Raw genomic sequence first — 3,974 nt, 5'->3', positions numbered from 1 at the left:
AGGTTGTGGGGGGACTGCGTAGCATCGTCCGGAAGCGATCTGCTTGACCGGCTATCGTTTCGATAATTGTATACTATCTACAATTAGAAGAAAGGGGTAGTGGTTGACAAGGCCAATATGCAGGCCGATATGCAGGCCAATAGCGGGCCGCATGCCGGCAGCACCACATAGCGTGAATCAAGCGGCCCTGGCTTCACCCGCGGCCTCGATCTGCCGGTAGGCGAAGCCCGCCAGCGCCACATCCTCCAGCCCCACGCCCACGGACTTGTAGATCAGGATGTCCGTGTCATTGCCGCGCGGCTTCACGCTGCCGGTCACCACATCAGCCAGCTCGACGACCTTGTCGGCCGGCAGCACGGCGGGATCCGCCAGCACGATGTCTCCGGCCTCGCGCATGGATTGGGGGCGCCACTCCACTACCAGCCGGGCCGCGCGGGAGAGCGCCACGTCGTCCAGCTCGCGGGTGTGCGGCAGGCTGGACCCGATGGCCGCGACGAAGGCGCCGGGCTTGAGGGAGTGGCCGGAGAACAACGGCGTGGTGGAGCGCGAGGCGGTGACCACGATGTCGGCCTGAGCCACGGCCTGGTCCGGCTGCGCAAGGTCGACCGGGATGCCGCACTGGCGCGCCAGGCGCTCGGGCATGGCGGCATCGGCATACGGGTCGGACAGCAGGATGCGCTTGAGCGGCAGGGCGGCGGCGAGCTGGCGGGCATGCTGCACGCCTTGCGTGCCGGCGCCAAACAGCGCCAGCACTTCGGCTCCCGGCCGCGCCAGGTGCCGGGCCGCCAGCACCGAGCAGGCAGCCGTGCGCAGCCGGGTGATCGCGCCCGCATCGAACGATGCCAGCGGCCGGCCGTCCTCGGTGGAGAAGATCAGGATGACAAAGGAAAACTGTCCCTTGATGGTGGTGTAGACCTTGGCGCCGGCCACCTGTTGCTCGGGAATTACAGCGCCCAGCGTGGACAGCTTGACGCCACCGGCCTCGGTACGGATACGCTCCTGCATGGCGGCCTTGCCTTGGCCGAAGCTGCGGAAAGCGTCCAGCATCACTTGCTGGGCGTCAGCGGGGCTGACGTGGCGGTCGATCATCTCGTCGGTGATATGCAGCATGGTCTATTTCCTGGCGTAGCGGGGGAGGGGAGCGTAGGGTCTAAGGTGAGGCGCGCAGAGGCGAAGAGGCGCGTCAGGCGGGCAGGGCGAGCTTGACCAGCACGCCAATGGCGCCGGCCGTGCACAGCGCCAGCAGCAGCTTGCGCACGGCCTTGGCCGAAAAGCGGTTCTTGAGGCGATTGGACACGGCAAAGCCGACCAGCAGCATGGGCGACAGGCTCAGGCTGAGCCACAGTTCCACCAGCCCGAAACGGCCGGCGGCAGCCAGCATGGCCAGCGAAAACGCTGCGCCGGCGCACAGGATGCAGCCGATGGTGGCGCGCAGCTGCGGCGGCGGCAGGTGCTGCATGACGATGGCAAAGGGCGGCGCGCCCGCCGAGGTGACCGTGCCCATGAAGCCGGAGGCGGCACCCGCCACCGCCATGTTCAGGCCGGATGCCTGCACCCGCCAGCCCAGCAGGCTCAGCGCCACCGCAGCCAGGATCGACAGCGCGAACACCAGCGCCAGCACTTCGGCCGGCAGCTGCGTCATCGCCGCCACCGCCACCACCGTGCCCGCCGCACGTCCAGCCAGGGCATTGCCCGCCGTGCGCCAGGCAATGGCACGGAACTCGCGTATCGCACCCAGCAACGAGACCAGCCCGCCCATGGCCAGCAAGGGACCCGGGGCCAGTTGCGGGAAAAACAGCACGGCCACCGGCGCCGACACCATCGAGAAGCCGATCCCGCCCACGCCTTGCAGGCAGGCGCCGCACAGGATCAGCGCACCCATCAGGCCGAATTGCCAGGCGGTGGTACCGGCGGGAAGAAGGGTGGAAAGTGTCATGGCGGCTCGGATTGGCGTCAGGGATCGCACTCTGCGCCATCGGCGATGGCATGTTGATGGCGCGACAAATTGGTATACAGTCTACATAAAATTCAAGTGAAAGACATCTGGAACAGGCCGAATGAGCACTGCTGGCTCGCAAAAGGTGCCTGCCGTCCCCGTTTCAGCGCGAAAACGTAAGGGTTTGCACCAGATTGGGTGGATTCCCTAGTCCCGGTAGATTTCGCTTGTTTTGATGCGGATCAAGAATATAGTATACGTTCATGGGGCGGCTATAGTCCCACAAGACAAAAACGATGGTCTCTACAGATAAAGATCCAAGGGGAATACATGCAACACGAAGCGGTGATTGGCGCGGCACACTGGATCTACCTGGCGGGCGTGGCGGTGATCGTCCTGACCATGATCCTGCGGGCCAATGTGGTCGTGCCATCGATTCTGGGTACGTTTCTGGTGGTGTTCGCACTGACCGGTAGCCCGGTCTCGGCGCTGGGAGGCATTTTTTCGGCAAGCCTGGTGGCGGCCAAGGAGCTGTTCAACATCTTCCTGGTCATCGCATTCATGACAGCGCTGCTCAACTCGCTGAAGACGCTGCGCTCGGATATCCGCATGGTGGAGCCATTCCGGGTGGTGATGAAAAACGGCCATTCCGCGTTCTTCATCCTGGCTGGCATTACCTACGTGATTTCGCTGTTCTTCTGGCCCACGCCGGCGGTGCCGCTGGTCTCGGCCATCCTGCTGCCGGCAGCGATTGCGGCCGGCCTGCCGCCGCTGGCGGGCGCCATGGCCATCGCGATCGCGGGGCAGGGCATGGCGCTGTCGTCCGACTATGTGATTGGCGTGGCGCCCGGGATCAGCGCCAAGGCCGCCGGCGCCGCGGTCAGCGCGGTGGTGGTTGCCGATCGCGCGCTGGTGCTGTCGATCATTACCGGCGCCATCGCGCTGACCCTGGCCTATCTGTCGATGCGCAAGCACATCGTGCCTGCCAGCGGCGCCTTGCTGACCCATTGGCAAGCGCGCGCGGGCGGCGCTGTGGAAAAGCCCGAACACGCGGGCACCTTCGACAAGGCCGAGATCGCGCGCGGCACCGAGCACGACGAGCCGCTCGTCACCGATGCCAATATCGAGCGCAGCCTGGCCATGGTGGCGCTGCGCCGCGTCAAGTGGTCCAAGTGCTTCGCGGTGGTGACGCCGCTGGCCTTCCTGGCGGTGGTGGCCGTGATGGTGCTGCCGAAGATGGGTTCGGCCCTGCCGGAGTTGAAGGGCGGCGATGCGGCAGCACTGGTCGGCGGCGTTGCGGCGCTGCTGATGATGCTGGCCACGCTGGCGGCGGAAGGCCCGCGCAAGATGCTCGATGTGTGCCCCGAGCACATCACCGATGGCTTTGTCTTCGCCTTCAAGGCCATGGGCTCGGTGCTGCCGATCGCCGGCTTCTTCTTTGTCGGCGCCGGCGAGACCGCGGCGCAGATCCTGGGCGTCAGCGCCGACAAGGCGCCCAGCCTGCTGTTCGAGCTGATCCAGGCGTACCAGCACATGATTCCGGATAACCATGTGCTGGTGGCATTCGGCGTGCTGCTGGTGGGCATGATCACTGGCATCGACGGCTCGGGCTTTGCCGGCCTGCCGCTGACCGGCACGCTGGCTGGCGCGCTGGGCCCGGTGGTGGGCTTCGATTCCGCCACGCTGGCGGCAATCGGGCAGATGGGCGCGGTGTGGACGGGCGGCGGCACGCTGATCGCGTGGTCCTCCCTGATCGCGGTGGCCGGATTTGCCCGGGTGCCGGTGCTCGATGCGGTGCGCGCCTTGCTGTTGCCGGTGCTGATCGGGCTGTGCGTGTCCACCGTTTGCGCCATGTTCCTCTGGCGCTGAACCTGTCGCATCGAGCAGCAAGAAGCGAGGCCATTCGTGCCTCGCTTTTTTTATTCCCGAAACGCGAATACCATCTTCCCAAAAACAGTAGATAGTATACAATCTACATCAAGGTATCGGGTGGCACGGATAAAGCCCCCGGACCGCACTACGCAGTCCCCCATAACCC

The 3,974-nt window shown here is 65.5% G+C and carries 3 protein-coding genes; 1 reads left to right on the top strand and 2 read right to left on the bottom strand.

The window, feature by feature from the left end; all coding sequences use genetic code 11:
* Positions 1 to 177: 177 nt before the first annotated feature.
* Both AC1RWI_RS37795 and AC1RWI_RS37790 read right to left on the bottom strand, forming a co-directional pair.
* A complete protein-coding gene (locus AC1RWI_RS37795; RefSeq protein ID WP_492870861.1) occupies positions 178 to 1,110 on the bottom strand; it encodes an ornithine cyclodeaminase family protein in 933 nt (310 codons plus the stop codon).
* Positions 1,111 to 1,183: 73 nt separating this feature from the next.
* A complete protein-coding gene (locus tag AC1RWI_RS37790; protein WP_043354609.1) occupies positions 1,184 to 1,936 on the bottom strand; it encodes a sulfite exporter TauE/SafE family protein in 753 nt (250 codons plus the stop codon).
* Between the two features lie 330 nt (positions 1,937 to 2,266).
* On the opposite strand from AC1RWI_RS37790, the gene AC1RWI_RS37785 reads away from it, so the two are divergent.
* On the top strand, positions 2,267 to 3,805 hold the full coding sequence (locus tag AC1RWI_RS37785; protein ID WP_043354611.1) for a hypothetical protein: 1,539 nt from the start codon (positions 2,267 to 2,269) through the stop codon (positions 3,803 to 3,805).
* Positions 3,806 to 3,974: the final 169 nt, after the last annotated feature.

This window comes from Cupriavidus sp. MPR-AND1C, from assembly GCF_058809705.1.
The sequence above is the reverse complement of the archived record's forward strand: the minus strand, read 5'-3'. Positions and strand labels throughout refer to the sequence as shown.